This is a genomic window from Hydrogenispora ethanolica (assembly GCF_004340685.1).
GTDB lineage: Bacteria > Bacillota > UBA4882 > UBA8346 > UBA8346 > Hydrogenispora > Hydrogenispora ethanolica.
The window spans coordinates 247,249-269,883 of record NZ_SLUN01000002.1; the positions used below are offsets into that span (position 1 = coordinate 247,249).

At 51.6% G+C, this 22,635-nt stretch carries 22 protein-coding genes and 1 pseudogene; all 23 read left to right on the plus strand.

From position 1 onward, the window contains the following. The first annotated feature begins 549 nt into the window (after positions 1-549). The 23 genes and pseudogenes from EDC14_RS02720 to EDC14_RS02820 all read left to right on the plus strand — a co-directional run bounded on the left by EDC14_RS02720 (position 550) and on the right by EDC14_RS02820 (position 22,594). A complete protein-coding gene (locus EDC14_RS02720; protein ID WP_132012642.1) occupies positions 550-1,566 on the plus strand; it encodes a LacI family DNA-binding transcriptional regulator in 1,017 nt (338 codons plus the stop codon). A 134-nt stretch (positions 1,567-1,700) separates the two neighbouring features. Further along, on the plus strand, positions 1,701-2,513 hold the full coding sequence (locus EDC14_RS02725) for an ABC transporter permease (RefSeq protein ID WP_243662778.1): 813 nt from the start codon (positions 1,701-1,703) through the stop codon (positions 2,511-2,513). Continuing rightward, positions 2,489-3,307 (plus strand): ABC transporter ATP-binding protein, encoded by an 819-nt coding sequence (locus EDC14_RS02730; protein WP_132012643.1) that lies wholly within the window; start codon positions 2,489-2,491, stop codon positions 3,305-3,307. Before EDC14_RS02725 ends, EDC14_RS02730 begins: the two co-directional genes overlap by 25 nt. A gap of 203 nt (positions 3,308-3,510) precedes the next feature. Further along, positions 3,511-4,581 carry an ABC transporter substrate-binding protein gene (locus tag EDC14_RS02735; protein ID WP_132012644.1) on the plus strand — a complete coding sequence of 357 codons (1,071 nt, stop codon included), beginning with the start codon at positions 3,511-3,513 and terminating at the stop codon, positions 4,579-4,581. A 104-nt stretch (positions 4,582-4,685) separates the two neighbouring features. Beyond that, positions 4,686-5,567: an alpha/beta hydrolase gene (locus EDC14_RS02740; protein ID WP_165907744.1), complete on the plus strand. Its 882-nt coding sequence runs from the start codon at positions 4,686-4,688 to the stop codon at positions 5,565-5,567. Positions 5,568-5,600: 33 nt separating this feature from the next. Beyond that, positions 5,601-6,575 carry a class II fructose-bisphosphate aldolase gene (locus EDC14_RS02745; protein ID WP_341540139.1) on the plus strand — a complete coding sequence of 325 codons (975 nt, stop codon included), beginning with the start codon at positions 5,601-5,603 and terminating at the stop codon, positions 6,573-6,575. 55 nt (positions 6,576-6,630) lie between these two features. Continuing rightward, the gene (locus EDC14_RS02750) at positions 6,631-7,563 is read left to right on the plus strand and encodes a 1-phosphofructokinase family hexose kinase (protein WP_132012646.1); all 933 of its coding nucleotides are present in this window, start codon (positions 6,631-6,633) and stop codon (positions 7,561-7,563) included. A gap of 625 nt (positions 7,564-8,188) precedes the next feature. After that, a complete protein-coding gene (locus EDC14_RS02755) occupies positions 8,189-9,037 on the plus strand; it encodes a class II fructose-bisphosphate aldolase (RefSeq protein WP_132012647.1) in 849 nt (282 codons plus the stop codon). 37 nt (positions 9,038-9,074) lie between these two features. Beyond that, entirely contained in the window at positions 9,075-9,956 is an 882-nt protein-coding gene (locus EDC14_RS02760) for a MurR/RpiR family transcriptional regulator (protein ID WP_132012648.1), read from the plus strand. Between the two features lie 98 nt (positions 9,957-10,054). Further along, positions 10,055-11,365, plus strand: a complete 1,311-nt coding sequence (locus EDC14_RS02765) for an ABC transporter substrate-binding protein (protein ID WP_243662779.1) — start codon at positions 10,055-10,057, stop codon at positions 11,363-11,365. Positions 11,366-11,458: 93 nt separating this feature from the next. Next, the gene (locus EDC14_RS02770; protein WP_132012649.1) at positions 11,459-12,364 is read left to right on the plus strand and encodes a carbohydrate ABC transporter permease; all 906 of its coding nucleotides are present in this window, start codon (positions 11,459-11,461) and stop codon (positions 12,362-12,364) included. Positions 12,365-12,432: 68 nt separating this feature from the next. Then, the gene (locus tag EDC14_RS02775) at positions 12,433-13,284 is read left to right on the plus strand and encodes a carbohydrate ABC transporter permease (protein ID WP_243662780.1); all 852 of its coding nucleotides are present in this window, start codon (positions 12,433-12,435) and stop codon (positions 13,282-13,284) included. Positions 13,285-13,317: 33 nt separating this feature from the next. Further along, positions 13,318-14,268, plus strand: coding sequence for a carbohydrate kinase family protein (locus tag EDC14_RS02780; RefSeq protein WP_132012650.1), 951 nt, complete (start codon positions 13,318-13,320; stop codon positions 14,266-14,268). A gap of 77 nt (positions 14,269-14,345) precedes the next feature. Next, entirely contained in the window at positions 14,346-14,615 is a 270-nt protein-coding gene (locus EDC14_RS02785; RefSeq protein ID WP_132012651.1) for a hypothetical protein, read from the plus strand. A gap of 591 nt (positions 14,616-15,206) precedes the next feature. Further along, a complete protein-coding gene (locus tag EDC14_RS26570; RefSeq protein WP_165907745.1) occupies positions 15,207-15,347 on the plus strand; it encodes a hypothetical protein in 141 nt (46 codons plus the stop codon). A gap of 604 nt (positions 15,348-15,951) precedes the next feature. Then, positions 15,952-16,356 (plus strand): annotated as a pseudogene (locus EDC14_RS27705) (histidine kinase dimerization/phosphoacceptor domain-containing protein); the annotation flags it as partial. Between the two features lie 163 nt (positions 16,357-16,519). Further along, on the plus strand, positions 16,520-16,792 hold the full coding sequence (locus EDC14_RS27710) for a sensor histidine kinase (protein WP_424337389.1): 273 nt from the start codon (positions 16,520-16,522) through the stop codon (positions 16,790-16,792). Continuing rightward, on the plus strand, positions 16,761-17,432 hold the full coding sequence (locus EDC14_RS02795; RefSeq protein WP_132012653.1) for a response regulator transcription factor: 672 nt from the start codon (positions 16,761-16,763) through the stop codon (positions 17,430-17,432). Before EDC14_RS27710 ends, EDC14_RS02795 begins: the two co-directional genes overlap by 32 nt. 530 nt (positions 17,433-17,962) lie before the next feature. Next, positions 17,963-19,303 carry an ABC transporter substrate-binding protein gene (locus EDC14_RS02800; protein ID WP_132012654.1) on the plus strand — a complete coding sequence of 447 codons (1,341 nt, stop codon included), beginning with the start codon at positions 17,963-17,965 and terminating at the stop codon, positions 19,301-19,303. Positions 19,304-19,530: 227 nt separating this feature from the next. Continuing rightward, the gene (locus EDC14_RS02805) at positions 19,531-20,424 is read left to right on the plus strand and encodes a carbohydrate ABC transporter permease (protein ID WP_165907747.1); all 894 of its coding nucleotides are present in this window, start codon (positions 19,531-19,533) and stop codon (positions 20,422-20,424) included. Positions 20,425-20,430: 6 nt separating this feature from the next. Further along, positions 20,431-21,015, plus strand: a complete 585-nt coding sequence (locus tag EDC14_RS02810; protein WP_132012656.1) for a carbohydrate ABC transporter permease — start codon at positions 20,431-20,433, stop codon at positions 21,013-21,015. Continuing rightward, on the plus strand, positions 20,970-21,656 hold the full coding sequence (locus EDC14_RS02815) for a carbohydrate ABC transporter permease (RefSeq protein ID WP_165907748.1): 687 nt from the start codon (positions 20,970-20,972) through the stop codon (positions 21,654-21,656). The genes EDC14_RS02810 and EDC14_RS02815 overlap by 46 nt, the downstream gene beginning before the upstream one ends. A gap of 173 nt (positions 21,657-21,829) precedes the next feature. Next, entirely contained in the window at positions 21,830-22,594 is a 765-nt protein-coding gene (locus EDC14_RS02820) for an SDR family oxidoreductase (protein ID WP_132012658.1), read from the plus strand. Positions 22,595-22,635 lie beyond the last annotated feature (41 nt).

Sequence of the window (22,635 nt, forward strand, 5' to 3'; positions counted from 1 at the left end):
AAAACATAAACAATCCGCAATTCAAACTGGCCCGACAAATTCCTAATTTGTCACGCTTGTTATCCAACTTGATATTACCATATAATTTAAAATTTGTCATTTTCGTTTCTTCATTCGCTTCCTTTTTTAAATTTACCCTGCGGCGTAATCGTTTATTCATATGACCGGCAGTTGAATTTGCCAGTGCACTCTTTGGCGGCGGAGACTTTACGGAGCAGGCCGATAAAAGTCTTGACTAAATTATCAGTTAAAAGTATTATAAAAATAGATAACGTTCTCTATCATTCGGTTCGTTTTTAAAATTCCTCTAGGCAATGAGCTCGCAATTCAATGCAGCTCTATGTGGTGATATTTGCGGTGTTCTGCGGGTTCGCTTAAATGTTCAATACGTTTGTCCCCGAAAGTTGAAGGGAAAAATTGATGTGGAATAGATAACGTTTTCTGAAATACGCTAGAATTTTGGACAAATGAAATGAAAGAACGTTTTATTATCCAAAAAACTTACGGATCACTGCCGAAGCCAGTCCTTTTGGGGAGGCCCGATTGCCAATGACCAAAGTCACCATCAAAGAGGTGGCCCGAAAAGCGAATGTATCCACTTCCACCGTTTCACGGGTGTTGAATAATAATTACCCTGTCAGCGAAGAGGTTCGGGATGAAGTCCTGCGCTGCATGAAGGAACTGAATTATCAGCCCAATGGGATCGCCAGGAGCTTGAAGAACAGCAAGACCCAGATGATCGGCTTTGTGGTGGCGGACATCGCCAATCCGTATTTCATGCAGATTGCCAAGGCCATGGAAAGCGTGATCAGCAACGAAAATCATAGCCTGGTATTTTGCAGCAGCGACGGCATCCCGCAAAAAGAGCGGAAATTACTGGAGCTGTTAAATGAGAAACGGGTCGAGGCGATGGTGATTGCTTCCTCCGATCCGGACGGTCTGTATATCAAACAATTGGTCGATCAAGGCATGCCGGTGGTTTTAATCGATCGGAAGCTGAAAGGCGTGGACACCGACGTGGTTGTCGAAGATAATTTCAATGCCGCCTATCAGCTCACCGAATACTTAATAAAGAGCGGGCACCGGAAAATCGCCATCATTAACGTAGCGCTGTCCATCAGCGTCGGCCTGGAGCGGTTTGACGGATTTAAAGAGGCCATGAAGCATAACGACCTTCCCGTCGAGGAACGGTACGTATTCAAGGGCGGTTTTACGAGAATGGAAGCTTACCATGCCGCGAAACGGCTGATTGTCGAGAATCAAAACCATTTGCCGACGGCTATTTTCTGCGCCAACAATATTATGGCCGAAGGCGCGGTCATCGCCGTCCGGGAATTTGGAATGAAAATTCCGGATGATATCTCGATCGTTTCCTTCGGTACGGTCGACCTGCTGGAACTGATCGAGCCCAAGCTTACCATCGCCTCGCAGAATCCATACGCCATCGGGCGCAAGGCGGGGCAGATTATTTTGGACAGGGTCAATCATGACGGCAATGCCAGAGATTTTAAAGAGTATGTGATCACTTCGGATATCATTATCAGGGACTCGGTGCAAACCCTATAAAAAATTTTACCTTTATAGAAAACGTTCTCTATGACGGCGCTGCTGGTTTCCTGTCACTGCGGAAGGGGGGAATGATGAAAAGTTCAATAGCCGGGATTCAATAACGAATGAAAGGGTTATGGAGGATGGAGTCTATGTCTGAGAAAAAGCAACGTTCCGGAATGGAGAAAAAGGGCGGTCTGGCCATTGAAAATATCGGCAATGGGGCCATGCTGATCATCTCGTTCGGAACGATACTCCTTTTGTGGAGCCTGATTTCTTCAATTTCCGGAATCGGTTCGATCATTGTCGGCCCGGCGATTGTTTTGAAAGCGCTGATCCGTAATCTTGAAAACGGGAAATTGCTGACCAATATATATGTCAGCCTGATCAGGGTTTTCGGAGGTTTTGGCCTCGGAGTCCTCGTCTCCATTCCCATCGCCTTCCTTTTGGGGTGGTATAAGCTCTTCCGGGCCATCGTCGAGCCATGGATTCAGTTTTTCCGAACCATTCCGCCAATCGCCTTAATTCCGCTGGTCATCGTGATCTTTGGCATCGGGACCTCCGCCAAAATCGCCATTATCTTTTTTGCGGTGTTTCTGGTGATGGTGATCACCATCTACCAGGGCATCAAAAATGTCGATCCGACTTTGATCAAAGCTGCCCGGGTCCTCGATGCCAAGGACAAAGACATTTTTTTTGATATCATTGTACCCGCTTCTTTCCCGTATATCCTGGTGGGCATCAGACTGGGGCTGGCCACGGCCCTGACGACCTTGATCGCGGCCGAGCTCACCGGTTCGTCGCAAGGACTGGGCAATATGATTCAGGATGCGGCTCTGTATTTTAAGATGGATGAGGTAATTTTGGGGATCATCACCATCGGCGTGATTGGTTTCGTTTTGGATAAGGTCGTGTTGTTTCTGGAACGAAAACTGACCGGATGGCAGGAGGTGCACAATCGGTGATAAGTACCCGCGATAATCAGCGAATCGAGATCGAAATCAAGGATGTCAGCAAAGTTTTCGAAGGCAGGACCGGTCCCAACGTGGCCTTGGAGACGGTAAATCTCAACTTGATGCAAAACGAGTTTGTCTCCGTGGTCGGCCCGAGCGGCTGCGGCAAAACCACGCTGCTGAACATCATCGCCGGCTTGTTGGAACCGACCACCGGGTCGGTGCGGGTCGGCGGCAAAGAAGTGCGCGGCCCGGGCGAGGGAAAAGGAGTGGTGTTTCAACAATACGCGCTTTTCCCCTGGATGACTGTACAGAAAAATGTGGAATTCGGGCTCAAATTGAAAAATATCTCCCCGCAAGAGCGGAAAGAGATTGCCGCAAGCTACATTGAGCTGGTGGGATTGAAAGACTTTGGCAATGCCTATCCCAAGGAGCTCTCGGGAGGGATGAAACAAAGAGTGGCCATCGCCAGGGCCTACGCCGCGCGACCGGATGTGCTCCTGATGGACGAACCGTTTGGGGCGCTGGATGCCCAGACCAGGGCGCAGCTGCAGGAGAATTTGTTGAATACCTGGGAAAAAGAGAAAAAAACCTGTTTTTTCATAACCCACGATGTGGAAGAAGCGGTGCTGCTGGCCCAGAGAGTCATCCTGATGAGCGCCAGGCCGGGAAGGATCAAGGAGATCATCGACATTCAGCTGCCATATCCCCGCTCCCAGCAGCTGAAGGTGACCAAAGAGTACAATGACATCAAGAATGCCTTGTGGTCCAAGGTTTACGAAGAATACCTCGACCACATGAAGTGATCCGCAACCGGAATGTTCATCCGGCTTCCGGCTTGGCCGCTGTCGTAATTCAGGGAATTGCCGCTGACCGTTGAGGACCTTCGCCAGCCGGCCCGGCGCATGATGAAACGGATAGACCGGACCATGCAATGGGCGGTGAAGCTTTTCCCGGTGAATTTGCAATTCTCTCGAATAATAAATCAACATGAGAGGTGGTTGTAAAGATGAGCAACAATTTTAGAAACAGTTTTTTGACGGGTTTTCGGAGCGGTAAGTTTCTTCTGGTACTTTTGATCGCATTTTGCATGATGGGAACCGCTGAAGGAGCAAGCAGTAAAAAAGCGGCGGTGACGGCCCCTAAAGAATTACTGCGCCTGAACGTCGCCTATCATCCGCACCTGGTCGGGTTGGGCGCGATCTTGGCAGCGGAGAAACAGGGCTATTTCAAACAAGAAAACCTGGAAGTTCAAATGGTGCGGTTTACAGCCGGGCCTCCCGAAATCGCCGCGATGATCGCGGGCGATATCGATATCGGTTATCTCGGGGTGGGAGCGCACGTCTTCGGACCCAAGGGCCAGTGCGTCATGCTGGCGATGGATTGCACCGATCTCAGCAGTGAAATCATGGTGACCAAGAAATCGGGCATCAAATCCATTAAGAATCTGGCGGGCAAGACCATCGGCATCACCAAGGGGACGACCTCCGAACTTTTCTTGAGTCTCGCCCTGAAGCGAGCCAAAATCGATCCGTCCAAGGTGAATATCGTCAATATGGATGCCGCCGGAAAAGTGGCCGCCTTCATGACCAATAAGGTGGACGGCATCTCCATCGAATCTCCCTATACCGATCAGATTCGCAAGAGCAATCCCGAGAATACCGTCACCATCCAGACCTCCAGGGATTTCTTGCCGAAAGCCGTCTTCCCCAACAGTTGGGTGACAACGCCGCGTTTTATCGAGAATCCCAAGAACCAGGAAGCCGTCGTCAGATTCTTAAAATGCTTGTTAAAAGGGCAGCAATACCGGATTCAACATATGGACGAGACGGTGGGGATGGTTGCCGACTATCTGGGCCAGCCCAAGGAGATCATCGGCAGCCTGGTTGATAAGACCAACTTCTTGGATAACCGTTCCGTGGAGAAGATCTTTAAAAACGGAACCGCGCTGAAGTGGTATGAGCAACATGAAAAGATGTTTGTCGACGCGGGCCTGCTCGATAAGTTTGTGCCGGCCCAGGATTTCGTGAAACCCCAATACCTGATGGCGGCGTTGAAAGAACTCCGCAGTGAGAAGTAGGAACGGTCCGGTATTCGAAAAATGCTTGGCGGAGCGCCGGGAATGAAACCTGGTTTCATCCCCGGCGCTTCATGAAATATTGCGAAGATGAGCGGGAGTCGGAGATGAAAATGGTGGCGGATCAAATCTTCAGGGAATCACTGAAGAGGCGGGATTGTGAGAGTGATTATCTGCCCCGGTCGGTACATCTGATCGAGGATTGCATGGTTACCCGGATCGACGAGGAGGATATCACCGCCGATATTTACTACCGGGAAAAAAGGCCGGTTCAAGACAGGCCCGCCGTTATTTTCCTGCACGGCGGCGGGTTTTGGAGCGGCGACAAAAAACAGTTCCAATGGCAGGCGGCCTACTTGGCGTTGCAGCGCAATGTTTTCACCGTATCGCTCAATTATCGTCTGAGCGGGGTGGCTCCTTTTCCGGCGGCGCTGCAAGATGTGAAATGCGCGGTGCGCTGGGTCCGGTCAATGGGCGCGGCATACCGTATCGATCCCGCCGGGATCGTGGTGGCGGGCGGGTCTCCCGGCGGCAACCTGGCCGCCTTGGCCGGCGTTACCAATGGCGTGACGGCCTATGACGGCGCCGGCGGCTACGGGGAGTTTTCCAGCGCTGTCAATGGAGCGATCCTATTCAACGGGATGTTTGACTTTTTTAGTTATCTTGAAACGGCCGGCGGTGAAATAGAGCATGTGGAGCAATACTTGGGCGGAGCGGCGGCGGATATTCCGGAGAAATATGCCGAGGCTTCGCCGTTGCTGAGAATCGGGCCGGACGCCGTTCCCATGTTGCTGCTTCACGGCAGGGAGGACGCGGTCATCCCCTGTGAGAAGTCGGAACAAATGCATCAACGATTGACGGAGCAAGGGATTCCGGCGGAGATCGCCATTTTTGATGGAAAAGGGCATGGCTGGTTCAACCGCCCGGCGGATGGGATGGAAGCATTGCAACGCGTCGAACAATTTTTGGCGGAACGGTTCGGATGTTAGGAATGAAACGCCCCTATCGGGCGGTTGCGACTCTTGGGGCGCGAAGAAACGTTTACAGCGTTGGTGAAGGAAGTGTTGGCAATGGCCCTGGTAAAGCCGGGAGAGATTTTCAAGAAAGCCTATCAAGAAGGATATGCGTTGGGAGCGTTTAACGTTTTCAACCTGGAAAGCATCCAGGCGGTTTTGCAGGCCGCCGCAATGGAGCGGTCGGCCGTGATTGTCCAGGTATCCATGGGTACCCGGAAGTATGTGGGCGATGTCGAAAGGTTCGTGAAACTCATCGCCATGATGGCCGAACCCCTGACGGTGCCCGTGTGCATCCATCACGACCACTGCGCGGACTTTGAAACCTGCCAAAAAAGCATTGACTCCGGTTTCGCATCGGTGATGGTCGACGGCTCGATGCTGACTTTCGAGGAGAATATCCGGCTGGTCAGAAAAGTGGCCGATTACGCCCATGCCAAGGGCGTCTGGGTCGAGGCGGAATTGGGAAGCCTGCCCGGGTTTGAGGATGATTTCTTCTCCGAGGAGAACCATTACACCGACCCGGACGATGTCGTCGAGTTCGTCCGGCGCAGCGGCTGCGATTCGCTGGCGGTGGCGGTGGGGACTTCCCACGGCGGCATTAAGGCGGACCGGGATCTGACGATCGATATGGAACGCCTCCAAAAAATTTCGCAGAACCTGCCGGGTTATCCGCTGGTGTTGCACGGCGGAGCGTCGCTTACCGCGGCATACATCGATACCATCAACCGGTATGGCGGAAAGGTCGAATCCATGAAGAATGTCCCCGAAAGGCTGATCAAGGAAACGGTGCGATCGGGCGTCTGCAAGGTGAATATGGATGTGGATAATTTCAACGCTTATACCGCGGCCGTGCGAAAATTGATGGCCGAAAGGCCCGAAATTTACGATCCCCGGAAATATTCGGCGGTGGGAAGAGAAGCTTTCATGGCGGAGGTGCGCCATAAAATGAGGGATGTCGTTTTAAGTTCCGGGAGATATTGAAGGGTCCGGCTTGGGTCGAAGTTGGAGAATAAAATGGACAAGGGACTGTGTTGGCATGATCAGAAGCATCTGTCTGAATCCGGTGATCGACAAGGTATATTTCATTAATCATTTTACAGCCGGCCGTTTGTACCGGGATAATTGCCCGGCCCGCTACGCCGGCGGCAAGGGCGTGAATGTCGCCAAAGTCTTGGCCCTGCTGGGCGAGGCCTGTGCCATCTACGGCTTTATCGGGGGCGATTCCGGCCGGAGACTGGAAGATGAACTCATCTCGCTGGGCATTCAATCGAAATTCATCGAGATCGCGGGCGATACCCGAACCACGATCAATGTCATTGATAAGGAAAGAAATCTTGAAACAGAGATCCTCGAATTGGGGCCCGCCGTCGCCGAGGAGGAATTGCAAGCGCTGATCGGGCAGCTGACGGCGGACATCGCCCCCGGCGACATCGTGATTTGTTCGGGAGCGATCATTAACGGCGCGCCGCCCTCCATCTATAAAGCCATCGCTGCGATCTGCGTGGCGAAAGCGGCCTATTGCTTCCTGGATACCTATGGTGAAGCGTTTCATGCTTCGCTTCCGGGCCAATACTATTTTGCCAAACCGAACCTCAAAGAGTTCTCGGAATACCTGGGGCTCGAAAATAAAGTTGACGACCGGACCATCGTGGCCCAAGCGGAGCGCCTGATGGCAAAAGGATTTGAAAACCTGATGGTCTCGATGGGGAAAAGCGGGGCGATCCTGGTCAACCATACGGTTAGGCTCCAAGCCAGCCCGCCCGTGATCAGCAACCAGTCTTCGATAGGCTCCGGCGACGCCAGTGTGGCGGGGTATGCCGCGGCCATCAATCGCGGGAGCGATGTCGAGGAAGCGTTTTGCCTCTCCATGGCCTGCGGAGTCTCCAACGCGATGCACCGCGAAGTGGGATTCATCGACTTGAGCGAGGTCAACGAATTGAAAAAAAGAATCGAACTCCGCCATTTGTAGTCGCCCGGGACTCAAATTATGGACTTCAAGCTCGGCAATGGCCGGCGCAAAGTTTTTCAGCCGGAGCGCGGCTCATACATTCGGTTCGGCTCCGGGTTTCCCATACGGATACGCAACGCAAAGACTTCCCCGGCCTAGATGTTCTGGTAGTAGTCCCCCACCCCAGTATAGCTGGGGCAATCGAAAGGATGAAAATAAGCCATTTTTATACTCCCGCAGAGGCGCAAAGACGCAGAGTTTTTAATATAATAATCCCCTCAATCATTAGTATACGTTCTTTTTCTGCGTCTCCGCGTCTTGGCGGGAAGATTATTCTTTTAGATTTATTTTTCCCTGTTGATACATGATTTATTTTCTGAGTAGTTGATAGTAAATGAGTCATCGCTAAACTTCCGAATCCCTCGGAAGTTTTTTGCTTTCATTTCGGGATGAAGCCGTTCCTGGTTTGCGCAAAGGTTGGGAACCGGAACGTTGCCAAACTGGGTGCAAAAAAACTCGCCGGAAGGTTTCATCAATCTTGACATCTGATGAAAATCTTGATAGTATTTGGATGTGAAGATAATTTTCATCAATTAAGAAAATACAAGAAATCATAGGAACCCCATTCGAACAAGGAGGAGTCAACATGAGAATTGTCCCTTTCGACGGTATGCTGCAAAATGCGCGGGAGCATCATTTTGCAATCGGCGGCTTTAACGTGGTGAACTTGGAAACGGCGCAGGCGGTAGTCAATGCTGCCGCCAAAGAGCATACGCCGCTGATTATGCAAGTCTATCATGAGGATCTGGAGCATACGGGCGGACCGTTTATCAGCGCCATCGCCAATGCTGCGGCTGAGGCGGCCCCCATTCCGATCGCACTGAGCCTGGATCATGGCAAAAGTTTCGAACAAGCCATTTATTGTATGGAATCGGGATTCTCCGGGGTAATGATCGATCTTGCCACCTCCGATTTCCAAGCCAATATTCTGACCACCCGGAAAGTGGTTGAAGCGGCTCACGCGCGCGGAGTCTCCGTCGAGGCCGAATTAGGGGAGATTTTTAGCGCCGGCGCCAGTGTGGAGGTACGGAATTCCGCAATGACCGACCCGGATTTGGCGGCGGAATTTGTAGTCAAAACCGGAGTGGACGCTTTAGCGGTTTCCATCGGAACGGCGCACGGAATTTATTCTTCCAAACCGGTCATTGATTTTGATCTTTTAAAGCGGATTCTGGAGGTGGTCAAGATACCGGTGGTGGTTCATGGCGGTTCCAATACTCCGGATGAGGATATCGTGGAGATCGTCCGTCTGGGCGCGGCCAAACTGAATATCGGGACCGATTTAATGATGGCCTTCAATCAGGGAATGCTAGAAATACTCACTGCCGACCCCACGGTTGCGCCCCGCGAAGCGCTGGGGCATGCCCGGGATTGTGTTGAGAAAGTGGTACGCCACAAGATCCAATTATTGACGAAATTCAGAACGGATCGCTAGTATTCAGTATCAGAGAAGGAAAAGAAGGAGGGTTTTCATGAGCAACCAGCCGAACGATGCCGTGACGGTCTCCAGAACGCCGGTCTGGGAGATCAAATTACGTTCCGTATTGTCGGTGCTCGGCGCGGCGGAACGGCGAGTGGCCGATTATGTACTGAACAATCAGGATAAAATCGTCTACCAGTCCATCACGGAACTCGCCGAAGCGGCGGGTGTCAGCGAAGCGACAGTGGTCCGCTTTTGCCGGCGTTTGGGACACAAAGGGTTTCAAGGTTTAAAGATCGCCCTGGCCCAGGATATCGTTCCGACCTTGCAAGCGATCCATGAAGAGATCAGTGAAGACGATGACGTTTCCGAGATCAAACAGAAGGTCTTTGTCGGAAGCATCAAGGCATTGCAGGACACGGTGATGATTACGGATGACGCCGAACTCAGCCGGGCGATTGACGCCATCGCCAAGGCGGCGAAGTTCGACATTTACGGTCTGGGAGGATCGGGGTGCATCGCTGAAGATGCCCGCCATAAATTCATGAAGATCGGGGTCCGTTCCGCGGTTTACACGGACTGCAATCTGCAGGCGATGTCAGCGGCTTTACTGGGCCCGCAGGATGTGGCGCTCGCCATCTCCCATTCCGGGAGCGTGCGCGATACGGTTGAAGCGCTTCAGATTGCCAAGCAACAGGGCGCCACGACGATTTGTATCACCCATTATGCCAAATCGCCCATTTCGGAAGTTGCCGATATCAAATTATTCACCACCTCCGAGGAGATGATGTTCCGCAGTGACGCCATGGCGTCACGAATCGCGCAACTGGCCATCATCGATACGCTTTACGTCGGTGTCGCTTTAAAAATGGGCGAAAAAGCCACGCAGGCTTTGAAAGCGGTCCGCCAGGCGGTTGTCAGCAAAGGCTTTTGATCTTCCGGGAGAAAAAACTTTGAAAGAAGGTGAGGCTCTTAAGCAGTTAAAGCCGTTTGAGGCCCAGAGATAGAAGAAAGAGAGGAGAGTTGATGAGAATGAAAAGGAATCATTTCCGTGTCGTTACAGGATGTATTTTCGCGTTATGCCTCATGGTCAGTTTGACGTTGAGCACCGCGTTTGCGGCAGGCAAACCGGTGACTTTGCAATTCTGGCTGCGGGACACCCGGCCTTCCAATGTCGAAGCCATGAACAAGATCGTGGCCAACTTCGAGAAAGCGAATCCGGGGATCAAGATTAAAGTCGTTCTTACCCCCTGGGACAGCGTCGAACAGAAGACGGCTACCGCCATCGCCGCCGGAACTCTGCCCGATCTGTCCCAGCTAAATCAGACCGGCGCCGCCGATTATGGCGCCAAAGGCGTTCTGCTCAATTTGGACAAACGCTACAAAACTTGGGCCGACAAAAATAAAGTCGCTAAGATCAGCCTTTCGCAAGCGATGTATAATGGGCATTATTATGCCGTTCCCTGGTTCGCCGGCTCCAATGTAATGTTCTATAACAAAGATTTGTTCAAAAAAGCGGGCATCGTCGATCAGGCCGGAAATCCCAAGCCGCCGGTTACTTGGGACGAGTTCCTGGAGAACGCTCAAAAGCTGACCCTGGATACGAATAACGATGGCAAAATCGATCAATGGGGTTTCGTGGTCCGGGGCAACGTCTCCTTGACCATTCCGGTAAGGGAATTTATGCTGGCGGCCGGCGACGGCGATTGGGTGGATACCGCGCATGGCAACAAGGTGGTCGTGGATTCGCCGAAAAACATCAAAGGGATGCAATTTTACCTTGACTTATATCGAAAACATAAGGTAACTCCGCCCGATGTCCCCTCCATCGATTATGTGGCGGAGGAGCAGTATTTCCTCTCCGGCAAAGTGGCGATGATGTTCAACGGGCCTTGGAATCTCGGCAACATGTACGCGTCCAAGATCAACTGGGGCGTGGCCTTGGAACCGAAATCGGAACGCCATGCCGCTCATATCGGCGGATGTCCGGTGGGTATTTTCAAGACGACCAAACATCCCAACGAAGCCTGGAAATTCGCTACCTACCTCCTGAGTGACGAAGCGCAACAGATCTGGGCGATCAAATATGGCTGCGGCTTGCCCGCCACCAAGAAAGCCCAGGAGGATGCCAAGAAAGATCCGGTCATCAAAGTATTCGTCGAAAGCCTGCAATACGCCGAACGGGACGGAGTGACGCCTCCGCCGCAGATCGCGCAATGGGTTACGATTGAACAATCCGTCGCCCCGCCGATCTTCCAAAAAGCGCTGTTGGGAGAGATCAACGCCAAACAGGCAGTCCAAGAACTTGAGGCAGCGATCAAGAATGTGATGAAAAAGAAATAACCGGGGAATACAGGCGACTTTGACAAGGCGCGCCAGCGCGCCTTGTCAAAATCCCGCACTTTCGGCCAGGGGAAACACAAGGGGGATTGAATCTTGAATCGATCAGCGACTGGGACGGCCAGACGGGTATCATTCTTCTTAACTCTGCCGGTCATGATGATCATGGTTGCCATCGTTCTATTTCCGGTCTTTGACACCTTGCGCCTGTCATTTTTTGATGCTTCGTTCATCAAACCCGGACTGAGCGCGCCGTTCATATGGTTGCAAAATTATCTGGAAGTCATCAGCGGCCAGCTTTTTTGGCAGTCCCTTTGGATCACTTTGAAATGGACGATTGTCTCGATTATTCTGCAGTTCGCTCTGGGTTTTTCCTTGGCGCTGCTGGTCAATAGCAAGATCTACGGCCGGAACTTTGTCCGTTCGTTGTTTTTGATCCCATGGATGCTGCCGGGGGCCTTGGCCGCATTGATGTGGAAATGGATGTATCACGGTTCGATCGGACTATTGAATTACATCCTCCTCAATCTGCGGCTCATTTCCGATGTCCACCCCTGGCTTTCCGATCCGGCGACGGTTCTCTGGGCGGCGGTCCTGGTCAATGTCTGGCGCGGCGCTCCGTTTTTTATGATCATGATGCTGGGCGGATTGCAGACCATTCCCAAAGATCTTTATGAAGCCGCCAAAATCGATGGCGCCAATGCCGTGCGTACCTTCGCCAGTATTACGGTTCCGCTGTTAAAACCGTTAATTTCAACGCTGTTGATCTACGGGACAGTCGGCGCTTTTAATTTCTTAGATATCATTCTGGTTTTGACCCGGGGCGGTCCCGCCAATCATACCATGGTGTTGCCGCTTTATTCGTGGCTGTCCGCGTTCACCGACAACCGGATCGGCATTGCGGCGACGATTTCGGTCTTGATCTGCCTGGTGCTTGTTTTATTCGGCATCGCCGTCTCGCTCATCAAATCGGCCAAGAGATATAAATACTCGGCCCGGTGACAGATAAAAGGCAAGCGGCATGGCTTATTCAAAAAATTACAAATGGCATTGCAGCGGGGGCTAAAGGCATGAAGAACGTTTTGAACAAAAAGATGCGCGCCATCGTCCACTCCATCTTGCTTCATGTATTGGTGGTTGTGGCGGCGGTATTCATGTTGGCGCCGGTCATCTGGTTGCTATCCACTTCTTTAAAAGACCGCAGCGAAATGTTTACCTTTCCGCTTACCCTGATACCCAAGCATTTCGTCTGGGAAAACTATCTGAAAATCTGGCAGCAGATTCCCTTTGGCGAATACGTCAAAAATAGTGTGATCATGGCATTATACTCGACCTTCGTGGCTTTGGCCATCTCCTCTTTGGCGGCCTACGCGTTTTCGCGGTTCAATTTTAAGCGGAAAACGGTTTTTATGCGGTTGATACTGTTTACGCAAATGTTCCCGGCGGTCCTTTTGATCATCCCCTTATTCATTTATCTGAAGAATTTGGGGCTCTTGGGAAGCTACACCGGATTAATGATCACTTTTCTGACCTTTTTGGTCCCGTTCAGCACTTGGTCCTTGACCAATTTCTTTGAAGGGATCCCGCTTGACTTGGATGAAGCGGCGTTGATCGACGGCTGCAGCCGCTTGGATATCCTGTACCGGATATTGCTGCCGATTTCGCTGCCGGGTTTGGTTTCGGTTGGCACGTACTGTTTTCTTACCGCTTGGAATGAGTTTATTTTCAGCATGGTTTTCATGCCCGATCAACAGGGCTGGACGATTCCGGTGGGATTAAATGCCTTGACCGGCCAATTCGCTTTGGACTGGGGGCTGCTGACGGCGGGCGGAATTATCTGCTTAATCCCCGCCATTATCGTCGTCTTGTTCCTGCAGCGGTATCTGATCGCCGGAATGCTCGCCGGGGCTGTCAAGGAATGAGCGGAAACCGGGTTCAACAGGAGCTTCGACGGGTTGGAAACGGACACAGAGGTGAGTGGAATGGGTTACGATATTGTGGGAGTCGGGCACGCGGCCTGTGATTTTTTGGGAATTGTACCCAGGATGCCGGAGCTTGATCGATGCGCCTGGATGAATTGTTTGGAAAGACAAGGCGGCGGGGCCGTCTCGCAAGCGCTGGTAGCTGCTTCGCGTTTGGGAGCGCGAGTGGCTTATGCCGGGTTTTTAGGCGATGACGATGCGGGGCGATTTTTGCGGGATGACTTCTTGAAGGAAAGGGTGGACATCGAGTGCCTGGAACTGCTGCCGCAGCAGCGTTCCTCGGTGGCTTTTGTCGTGATTGAGCAGGGCACTGGCAAACGGACCATTTATGTTTACCCCGGCACGATTGCGTCCCGCCCCTTGAGTCCGAAGGCGCAGCGGCTGATCGCGGCGGCGCGGTACTTGCATTTGGATGCGACCAATCCTGAGGCGGCCCTGGAAGCGGCGCGGTTTGCCAAGGCCAATCAAGTGCAAGTATCTTTGGACGGGTGTGAGATAGCGAAGGAGAAAGAGCAAACCCTCGAACTGATCCGCTTGACGGATATCCTGATCGCCAATGAAATTTACCCCCGAGAAGTGACCGGGAGCGACGATCCCCAAAAAGCCTTGCTGGAACTGGCGAAGATGGGGCCGGAAATCGTAATTTCCACGATCGGCAAAGACGGTTGTCTGGCGGTAGTCAATTCGGAGATCGTCGCCTTTACGGCGTATTCGGTGCCGGTAGTCGATACCACGGGCGCGGGAGATGTTTTTCACGGCGCCTTTCTCTTCGGCTTATTGCAAAATTGGCCCTTTGATTCGATCGTCCGATTTGCCAGCGCCACCTCGGCCATCAATTGCTTAAGCCTGGGAGGGAGAGCCGGTATTCCCACGCAGGATCAAGTGCTGCGGTTTATCGCGGATTATCGGGAGCAATCCGGATGAGGATGAGCGTGATTTATCCTTTTCCAGCCTCTTCGCGTGGAAAAGCGTAATCGAAAAATCCCTTCATGATGAGCCTTTTGGGTGAGATTGGAACTCACCCTCGCCAACGGCGGGTTGCGGAAAAAGGTTATGAAAGTCCATTGCAATTGAACCGGGTGATTGCAGAGAGCTCACATGATGGGCTCTCTTTCCTTTTAGTGGCTAACGGACCGGATTGCGGAGCTGAAAGAGCCCGTTTTGTGAATCACGGCTCTCTTTGGGCGGCTGAAAGAGCTCTTTCAGTCGCTCAAGAAGCTCTTTTTGTGGAAAAAGAGTTCTTTCAGTCACTCAACAAGCTCATTTTGTGAATAAACAAGCTTGTTTTGTGGATGAGAGAGCTCTTTCAGTCGCCCAACGAGCTCTTTTTGTGGATAAGCGAGCTCATTTTGTGACTGAACGAGCTCTTTTTCGGAAGAATGAGCTCTTTCAGTCGCTGAGCAAGCTCATTCTGTGAATAAAAGAGTTCTTTTTGTGAATAAACGATCTATTTTTGTGGATAAATGCATCGTTGGATGGGGTTAATGATTTTTGGCTGTGGATAAGTCGGGGAAGGGCAGCTAAACTGGGTAATGTCGGGGGGTAAAGAGCGGATGGCCTTAACTCCGGACGTCCAGATCCGGCTACCCATCGATGGTATTGGAGTAATGCAAGATCAGTACTCTCGCATTATTGGAGTAACAATACAAAAGTAAGAAAAGACGCTATAGTTTAAGAAGATTATTTCATTGAAACGCTCGGCGACGAGTTTTGGCGCGGAACGGTTTTCAAGACCCATCCTAAAAGCGTTGTGATAAACCCTGCCCGAAGGCCAGGGTGAACACAAAAGCTCAGAGAAGCAAGTGATAAAGTCGTTTTGAAATCCTCTTGCCAGTCGATCGTTTGGAAAGAGACTTTATCACATGGCTTCTAAAGGGGTCATTTATTCTTTTCAAGCAGGAATTACCATTTTGGCGGCAAATTATTTGAATGCTTCTCATCAATTGCCCCGCCCAGGGTTAAACGCGACGGCTTTTGATCCGATGGAATTCAATCAAGAATGACTTTATTTTATTGAGGAAGTTTCCGCGGCCCGGGGCAACTGGAATAGCAGCCGGTCCGGCAGGGATACGGCATGAACGAGTAGGCGGTTGGTCCTGTTCCCCAAGCCTCGGTCCGGCTTCCTTCCGATGGATGAATGCCGGCGGTACAGCGCACAACGCAGATTACTTCATGGAATCCTGGCAGAAAGTAGGCCTGGCGATGCCAAAGCGGGTTATCCGGATTCTAATGTTAGTTTTCGCCATTGCCGCCCACGGGATAGCCTTTCTTCAGTTGCAGCGGCAAATCGCGACGTTGGCCCTGCCGCCTGAGTTCGGGGGCCAGATCGCTTTTTTGCTGCTATTATCCTTATTCCTCGCTTTGATCTTACCCCTCTCCCGCAACGCCAACTTCATCTGGCTGATATTAATTATCCGCGGTGGCATCCTGCTCTTGGTCAACCTCCCGTTCGGCGGTTATCTGGAGAGCGAGACGCTCCTCTTGGCTGCTTTGATCATCGAAGCGCATTACTATACGTCTTTAAAGGCGGGCCTCAGTTACTCTATCGTTTTAGTCATCCTCTCCGTTTATTGCCGTTTACAACCGGTCAAAGCGTGGGGAGTGTATATGCCCGGCGTTGCCTTACGGGATTTATGGATCTATGCCCTATATGCCGGATTTATCACCGCGTTCAGTTTCGTTTTTTGTTTCCAGCTCAACAACCAGGTGTCGCTGGAGGAGCTCAGCCGGCGGCTGGACGAGGCCACTTCGCAACTGGCGCAGGCCAACGGCCAGCTGATCGAGTATGCCGGAATCGTGGAGCAAGAGGCGATTCAGAACGAGCGGAAACGTTTTGCCCGGGAGATTCATGACGCGCTCGCCTATACGTTGTCGAACCTGGCCATGATGACCGAGGCCGCCAAGGATTTATCCACCGGCGACCGGACCGTATTTCTGGACCATCTGACCCAAATGCATAGCCTGGCCAAGATGGGCGCGGTGGAAGTGCGGCGGGCGATTCAAGCGCTGCGGCCGGTCCAGTTGAATGAGGAGAGCGGCCTGGCGGCGGTCTGCCGGCTGGTCCAGGCTTTTAATAAAGGCGACCCAGATCGATGTCCAGCTCAATTTGGGGAATGTGCCGCTCTTTCTGGGCGCGGAAGCCGATCTGGCGGTCTACCGCCTGGTTCAGGAGGGCATGACCAACGCCCTGCGCCACGGCAAAGCAACGGCCATATTCATTTCTTTTTCCGCCTTGCGGGACGGCGTATGCATTTTAATCAAGGACAACGGGGTCGGCAGCCACAATCTCAAGCCGGGCTATGGCTTAACCGGCATGCGGGAACGCATCGCCCGGCTGGGAGGACAGCTGACTGTGTTCAACGGGCAGGAAGGCGGTTTTGTGCTTTCGGTTTGGATACCGGTAAAGGGGGACACTCATGAACCAAATCAAAGTACTTTTGGTGGATGATCAGACGCTTTTTGTCGAGAGTTTACGAACGGTCCTGAAAGCGCGGGCCGAGGACGTGGAGGTGGTGGGGGTGGCCGCGGATGGCCGGGAAGCCATCGAGCTGGTCGCCAGGGAAGGGCCGGATATCGTTTTAATGGATATCCGCATGGCCAACATGAACGGGGTGGAAAGCACCCGGATCATTAAAGAAAAGTATCCGCTCACCCGGGTCTTGATGCTGACCACGGTCGACGAGGACGAGTATATCGTGGAAGCCTTGCGTCTCGGGGCCGCGGGGTATCTGTTGAAAGACATCTCCGCCTCGGAGTTGATCGCCGCGCTGCGGGCCGTATTCGAAGGCGGGGTCATGATCTCGCCGAAGATGGTGGCCAAACTGGTCGAGAACCATTTCAACCCGATTCAGACCCGCAAATTTTCCCCGCCGTGGCTCAGCGAGCTCAGCGGGAGGGAAAGACAGATTCTCAGCCTGATGATTCAGGGCTTGGAGAATAAAGATATCGCCAAACAGTTGTACCTCGGCGAACAAACCATCCGCAACTATGCCAGCCTGATCTATAGCAAAATGGGGGTGAGCGACCGCATTCAGGCGATTCGGATTGCGCTTGAGGCCGGTTTTGACAAGGACCAGCCGGTCATCTGAAATCCGGGCAGGTTGATAAATTAGCATAGGAGCTCCTCTCGGCAGCTTGGTGAGTCATCATTCTCGACCAAAAGCGCAGAGAGGAGTTTTTTTATTTTCCCCCGATACCGTTCGGCAGAGTCCGGGAACGGCTTTTCCGGCAAGGCGATTGCTCCCATCAGGCATCAGAGTATTGGAGTAATGCAAAATGAGTACTCCGAAAGGTATTCCAATAACAATACAAACCCAAAGGATGATGTTATATTTGAATCAAAATTGGGTAAACAGACCGTTTCGAAAACATGCTTCGGTATTTCCTTCCAAATCAAACCAGCCCGTCGGGTTGCAAACCTTAGAATAGACCCCTTGAAAACTTTATCACGTATTTCCGAAATGGAGTATCCCCATGATTATCCCGTTCATTGTGGCTGGCGATGTACGACAAAACCAATCCGTATTAAATCCTACCAACGATAGGATTGATGAAGGGGGTATCGGCAGCAAGAAAAGTCCATCGGAAAAAAATAAAAAATAAAAAAGGAGAGGTATTCATGAAGAAACTTGGTTTATGTTTGATGGTTTTGCTCCTGGCTTTCGTGGTAATGATGCCGATCGGCAATGCCGCCCCCAAGGTGACGTTGACGATCGCCACCGTGAACAACCCGGACATGGTGATCATGGCCAGATTGGCTCCCAAATTCACCGAGAAAACTGGCATCGGCTTGAAATTCGTTACGCTGCCGGAGAATGAATTGCGGCAGAAAGTCACCGAGGACGTCGGACTGGGCGGCGGCCAGTACGATATCGTAACCATCGGCACCTATGATACGCCGTTTTGGGGCGCCAACAAATGGGTGGATTCTTTGGAACCGTATTTTGCCAAGATGTCCGATAGAGAGCAGAAAGCCTATGATCGCAATGATTTAATCAAACCGATCCGCAGCGCTCTATCCTATAAAGGAGCCCAATACGCGCTGCCGTTTTACGGGGAAAGCAGCATGCTGTTTTACCGCACCGACCTGTTTAAAGCCGCCGGGCTGAAAATGCCGGAACAACCGACCTGGGATCAGGTTTACGCATTTGCCAAGAAATTGAACAATCCCGCCAAAGGCATCTACGGCATCGCGTTGCGCGGCCTTCCCGGCTGGGGCGAGAATATGGCGGTTTTTGGAACGGTGATCAATACGTTTGGCGGCAGATGGTTCGACATGAAGTGGCAAGCCCAGTTTAATACGCCGGAAATGCGCAGCGCTTTTGAGTTTTATAAGAAGATCATCACCGAGGCCGGCGAGCCGGGCGCAACCACCGCCGGTTATACCGAATGCCTGGCGCTTTTCCAAAACGCCAAAGCCGCCATGTGGTATGATGCGACGGTTTCCGCCGGAACGTTAATGGGCAAAGATTCCAAGGTGATCGGCAAAACCGGCTATGCGTTGGCGCCGATCGTTAAAAAATCCAACGCCGGCTGGCTTTGGGCCTGGTCGCTGGCCATTGAGTCTTCTTCCAGGAATAAAGATGCGGCTTTCAAATTCCTGACCTGGGCTACCAGCAAAGAGTATATTAAGCTGGTCGGCGAGACCATCGGTTGGGCGCAGGTTCCGCCGGGAACCCGCGAATCCACTTATACCAATCCGAAGTACCTCAAGGCCGCTCCGTTCGCCAAACGGACCATCGCGGCCATCAAGAACGCCGATTACGATCACCCGACCGTCCAGGATGTGCCGTATGTCGGCATCCAGTATGTTTCCATTCCCGAATTCCAGAACCTGGGCGATCAGGTCGCGCAGCAATTGGCCGCTTATCTATCCGGCAAGCAGGACCTCGACGCTACCTTGAAACAGTGCCAGGACGTTTCCAACAATGTCGCCAAAGAAGGCGGCTATCAGAAATAACGATGGCGCGGAGCGGGCATTGAGGGGGTCCCCCTCAATGCCCATGCTCCGGGCGTTCATTGCGAGCCGTTGAAAATCGGGTAGTAATTCAGAGAATTGCATAATTACCTTAACAAGCCTTGTGGCCACAATATAGAGTGCAAAGCCCGGATATATCTATCGATATATTGTGGACAAAAGATTATTTTATCAATTATGCAATTCTCTAACTGGCAAAGGTGATGAAAATGCCGCAAGAAATGGCGAAGAAAAAGGCGTCCCACCGGGTGAATTTACTGTTTTTGCCCGCTTTGGTCGTAGTGCTGGTTATTACGCAGATCCCTTTTGTGCTGACCCTTGGGTTATCCTTTTTAAAATGGATTGTGGTCCGGCCGGATTTGGGGATCCGCTACATCGGTTTCGATAATTATCTGAAGATCTTTATGGACAGCACTTTTTATACCGTGATTTTAAACACCTTCATCATCACGGTGAGTTCAATCTTGTTCTGTACCGTATTGGGAATTATGATCTCCCTCCTGCTGGACCGGAAAATACCCGGGATCAATATCGTGCGGACCTTGATGATTGCGCCATTTTTTGTGATGGACGCCGTCGCCGGCATCATCTGGAAAACACTGATGCTCCATCCTTCATTCGGCGTTAATTTATACATCGCCAATCTATTGCACATCCGGCCGGTGGATTTTTTAGGGGCTTTTTCGATGCTGACCGTCATCCTTTTGATCGTCTGGCAATGGACGCCGTTTTTTATCTTGATTATCTTAGCCGGATTGCAAAGCATTCCGGAGGAGATCATCGAAAGTTCCAAAATCGACGGCGCCAACAGTTTTCAAACCTTGATCCATATCAAGCTGCCTTCGATCAGCAACCATATCGAAGTCGCGGTCATGCTGGGCGTAATCTTCATCCTGAAGGTCTTCGGCGTCATTTATGTGACGACCTCTGGCGGACCGGGATTTACTTCGACCAATTTGCCATATTACGTCTATAAAGTCGGGTTTTTCGGTTGGGACATTGGCAAAGCCGCTGCCATCGCGACGGTCATGGTGGTACTGACCTTACTCCTGCTGCTGGGTTTATTCCGATTTATGCGAAGACATTCGTTTGCGACGAGGTGATCAGCGATGCAACAAAACAAAGCGGCCGGCCATTGGAGAGGCAAAAGGGAAAACATTTGGGTTATTCTGCTGGTTTACTGCCTGAGCCTGCTGTTTTTCTTCCCGATTTTATATATGTTTCTGACCAGTTTAAAGTCGGAAGCGCAAGCCATCCAGATCTCGTTTCTTTTCGAGCCCACCCTGGAAAGCTTTAAAACCGTATTGAACAAAGACATCGTCCAATATTTGAGCAATTCGGTCTTCATCACCCTGGCGGTAACGCTGTTATCCTTGCTGTTCGGCATCCCGGCGACCTACGCCCTGGTCTTCGGGACGTTAAAGAATCCCGACACCCGCTATTTTCAATTCGTTTCCGCCAATCTGCTGCCGCCGGTCGGGGTAATCTTTCCCTGGTTTATTATTTTCCGTTTCTTGCACCTGCTCGATACCAGGCTGGGACTGATCATCATTTATACCGGGGTCAACATCCCGCTGGTGATTTGGATCGTGACGTCGTTTTTCAAGGATGTTCCCCAAGAAATCATCGAAGCGGCCGAAATCGACGGGTGTTCCAAATCGAGCCCACCCTGGAAAGCTTTAAAACCGTATTGAACAAAGACATCGTCCAATATTTGAGCAATTCGGTCTTCATCACCCTGGCGGTAACGCTGTTATCCTTGCTGTTCGGCATCCCGGCGACCTACGCCCTGGTCTTCGGGACGTTAAAGAATCCCGACACCCGCTATTTTCAATTCGTTTCCGCCAATCTGCTGCCGCCGGTCGGGGTAATCTTTCCCTGGTTTATTATTTTCCGTTTCTTGCACCTGCTCGATACCAGGCTGGGACTGATCATCATTTATACCGGGGTCAACATCCCGCTGGTGATTTGGATCGTGACGTCGTTTTTCAAGGATGTTCCCCAAGAAATCATCGAAGCGGCCGAAATCGACGGGTGTTCCAAATTTTACGGATTCTTTAAGGTGATTCTACCCTTGACCCGGACGGGGATCATCTCCGCCGCTTTGCTGGTCATTATCTTTGCCTGGAATGAGTTCTTTTTCGCCGTCAACCTCACTTACGTGAAGGCCGGCACCATTCCGGTGTATATGGCGCGGTTCATGACCCAGGAAGGGCTTTTTTGGGTAAAACTCTCTGCCATCTCGTCCGTTTGCGTATTGCCGCCCCTAATTCTGGGCTGGATTACCCAGAAGTCGATGATCAAGGGACTCACCATGGGAGCCGTCAAAGGGTGAATGCAATGTCTCATATCCGGCATGGAAATCGGTTGCAAATTGCTGTGAGCAGACTTAATGCAACGATAGGCTGAAATAAATCCCTTGATTTTCCCATCATGGCCGGCATTCGGGACATGATCATATTAGAAATTAATTCGGCTTATATCGCATATAAAAAAGGAGAGATAGGAATGAGTATTTTGGATCAGTTTAAACTTACCGGCAAAAAGGCTTTTGTGACCGGCGGCGCCCGGGGCATCGGCAAAAGTGTCGCCACAGCCCTGGCGGAGGCGGGCGCCGATGTTGCCCTGGTGGATTTGGATATTGAAACAGCGGAAAAAACCGCGGCCGAATTGCGCCAATTGGGTGTAAATACGATTGCGGTCAAGACCGATGTCACAAACCCCAAAGAGGTTGAGGCGATGATCGATGCGATCCTCAGCGCTTTCGGAACCATCGATATTGCGTTTAATAACGCCGGAATTTGCATCAATGAACCCGCCGCAACGATGACGTTTGAGGCATGGAAAAAAGTGATCGATATCAATTTGACCGGTGTATTCCTGACGGCTCAGGCGGCTGGCAGAGCGATGATCCAGAATAAGAAAGGCACGATCATCAATACCGCTTCCATGTCCGGACATATCGTCAATGAACCGCAGCCGCAATGCGCCTATAACGCTTCCAAAGCCGGAGTCATTCTATTGACGAAATCCCTGGCGGCCGAATGGGCCGAGCACAATGTAAGGGTCAATTCGATCAGTCCGGGGTACATCGGCACCGAAATGACATTGTCGGCGAAACAATGGATTCCGGGCTGGTTGGCGCGGACCCCGCAAAAAAGGATGGGCAATCCGGAGGAGCTGCAAGGAGCGGTGTTATATCTGGCAAGCGACGCGTCGACCTTTACCACGGGCACGGATTTGGTGGTGGACGGCGGCTTTACTTGCTGGTAAAGAAAGAATGCCTGATGAATAATTTTCCCTTGTAATTCCGT

Excerpts from the sequence above, each read along its gene's own strand:
- EDC14_RS26570 (WP_165907745.1), top strand. The coding sequence starts at position 15,207 with ATGGCTTCTAAAGGGGTCATTTATTCTTTTCAAGCAGGAATTACCATT.
- EDC14_RS02805 (WP_165907747.1), top strand. The coding sequence starts at position 19,531 with ATGCCGCAAGAAATGGCGAAGAAAAAGGCGTCCCACCGGGTGAATTTA.
- EDC14_RS02720 (WP_132012642.1), top strand. The coding sequence starts at position 550 with ATGACCAAAGTCACCATCAAAGAGGTGGCCCGAAAAGCGAATGTATCC.
- EDC14_RS02775 (WP_243662780.1), top strand. The coding sequence starts at position 12,433 with ATGAAGAACGTTTTGAACAAAAAGATGCGCGCCATCGTCCACTCCATC.
- EDC14_RS02725 (WP_243662778.1), top strand. The coding sequence starts at position 1,701 with ATGTCTGAGAAAAAGCAACGTTCCGGAATGGAGAAAAAGGGCGGTCTG.
- EDC14_RS27710 (WP_424337389.1), top strand. The coding sequence starts at position 16,520 with ATGACCAACGCCCTGCGCCACGGCAAAGCAACGGCCATATTCATTTCT.
- EDC14_RS02730 (WP_132012643.1), top strand. The coding sequence starts at position 2,489 with ATGGCAGGAGGTGCACAATCGGTGATAAGTACCCGCGATAATCAGCGA.
- EDC14_RS02735 (WP_132012644.1), top strand. The coding sequence starts at position 3,511 with ATGAGCAACAATTTTAGAAACAGTTTTTTGACGGGTTTTCGGAGCGGT.
- EDC14_RS02810 (WP_132012656.1), top strand. The coding sequence starts at position 20,431 with ATGCAACAAAACAAAGCGGCCGGCCATTGGAGAGGCAAAAGGGAAAAC.
- EDC14_RS02760 (WP_132012648.1), top strand. The coding sequence starts at position 9,075 with ATGAGCAACCAGCCGAACGATGCCGTGACGGTCTCCAGAACGCCGGTC.
- EDC14_RS02795 (WP_132012653.1), top strand. The coding sequence starts at position 16,761 with ATGAACCAAATCAAAGTACTTTTGGTGGATGATCAGACGCTTTTTGTC.
- EDC14_RS02800 (WP_132012654.1), top strand. The coding sequence starts at position 17,963 with ATGAAGAAACTTGGTTTATGTTTGATGGTTTTGCTCCTGGCTTTCGTG.
- EDC14_RS02755 (WP_132012647.1), top strand. The coding sequence starts at position 8,189 with ATGAGAATTGTCCCTTTCGACGGTATGCTGCAAAATGCGCGGGAGCAT.
- EDC14_RS02750 (WP_132012646.1), top strand. The coding sequence starts at position 6,631 with ATGATCAGAAGCATCTGTCTGAATCCGGTGATCGACAAGGTATATTTC.
- EDC14_RS02820 (WP_132012658.1), top strand. The coding sequence starts at position 21,830 with ATGAGTATTTTGGATCAGTTTAAACTTACCGGCAAAAAGGCTTTTGTG.
- EDC14_RS02740 (WP_165907744.1), top strand. The coding sequence starts at position 4,686 with ATGAAAATGGTGGCGGATCAAATCTTCAGGGAATCACTGAAGAGGCGG.
- EDC14_RS02765 (WP_243662779.1), top strand. The coding sequence starts at position 10,055 with ATGAAAAGGAATCATTTCCGTGTCGTTACAGGATGTATTTTCGCGTTA.